Below are 1533 nucleotides of genomic sequence, written 5' to 3'. Positions count from 1 at the left end.
GGGGGGGGGGGGGGGGGGGGGGGGGGGGGGGGGAGGGGGGCGCGGGGGGCCCGCGGCCGAAGCCGCACTCGGTGGCGACGCCGAAGCGGGGCTGAGCGGTCGCGGCGGCGCGCGCGCGACGCCGGGCGCCCTCCACGCCGTCCTCATGGTGCAGGAGGCCGAGGTACAGCTCGGTGCCTTCGGGCAGCTCCACGTCGGCGAGGGGCGCGAAGTAGGCGTCGTCGTCGCGCTCGATCGGCACCGGGAGGTGCACCCAGGCGACCGGGTGGGTCGACCCGTCGAGGATGCCGCGGGTCACGGCGGCGAGGTGCCCCGCGTCGACGGGCTGCACGAAGTGGTGCTCCTCGACGTCGCCGTAGCAGAGGTGGTAGCCGACCTCGACGTCGTCGGGGACGGCGGCGGACTGGCGCAGGGCACGCGCGACGACACCGCCGAGCACGTCGTCGAACCAGGGTTCGATCCGGCCCTCCAGGAGGGCGAACTCCACGGCGGTGTCCCACTGGATGGCGAGGTCCCGGTGCGGGATGCCCGCGACGATCCGGTCGAGTTCGGCGAACAGCGCGCGCTCGTACGCGGGCTCGAAGGCGGTGCGGTCCTCTGGGACGACGAACGCGCCGGTGACGGCGGCCGGCGTCGGGAGCGAGACCTGGAACCGGACGCCGGCCGGGATGGCGCCCTCGTCCCGCAGCCGCGCGAAGGTGGCGTACGAGTCGAGCGCCGCGTCGGCGTAGCCGAGGTCGGGGAAGACCAGGTCGTCGGCGGTGACGCCCTCGTCGAGCCGGAACGGCCTCGCATCGAAGATCTCGCGCAGGTAGTACGGCTCGACGGGGATGCGCGAGAGCCCCGTCATGCTGTCGAAGCGCTTCGTCTGGAACTGGATCCAGTAGAACCGCTCGCCGACCTCACCGTCCGGGAGGCGGTGGAGGCGGTCGCCCAGGCGGGCGCCGACGGTGCGGAACACGCTCTCGGCGTCGGGCAGGTTGACGCTGCCGACGAGGTGCGCGCCGCGGATGACGGGGCTGGTGGCGGCCGTCCCGGCCGCGTCGAGGGTGCTCACCCGCGGGAGTCTACCGGCGCCGGGCGCCGGCGGACCCCCGCGGATGTCGCGGCCTGTCCGAGCTGCGGCTCAGTACCAGTTGACGGCCTGCGAGTGCGACCAGGCCGAGCACGGTGTTCCGTAGGAGCGCGAGATGTAGTCGAGGCCCCACTTGATCTGCGTGGTGGCGTTGGTGGCCCAGTCGGTGCCGAAGCTCGCCATCTTGCTGCCGGGAAGCGCCTGCGGGATGCCCGTCGCGCCGCTGCCGGCGTTGTAGGCCTGGTAGTTCCAGCCGGACTCCTTCGCCCAGAGGCTGCTCAGGCACGAGAACTGGTCGGAGCCCCAGCCGTACTGCGACGACGCGATGCTCGCGGCGACGGACTTGGCGCTGTCGGGCGTGTTCGCGGCGGGCGCCCCCCCCCCCCCCGGCGGGGCGGGGGGGGGCGCGGGGGGGGGGCGGGGGGGGGGGGGGGGGGGGGGGGCGGCGGGGGGCGGGG

The 1533-nt window shown here is 75.3% G+C and carries 2 protein-coding genes; both read right to left on the bottom strand.

Annotated features, from left to right (window positions below):
• The coding region (locus ACR9ZG_RS18810) for a hypothetical protein (RefSeq protein ID WP_481286368.1) at positions 1 to 1057 on the bottom strand (1057 nt) is incomplete at its 3' end.
• A 69-nt stretch (positions 1058 to 1126) separates the two neighbouring features.
• On the bottom strand, positions 1127 to 1533 hold a 407-nt coding region (locus ACR9ZG_RS18805; protein WP_481286367.1), incomplete at its 5' end, for an aggregation-promoting factor C-terminal-like domain-containing protein.

Source organism: Leifsonia sp. KNZ12-8B (assembly GCF_056755495.1).
This window is presented reverse-complemented; position numbering and strand designations above follow the sequence as displayed.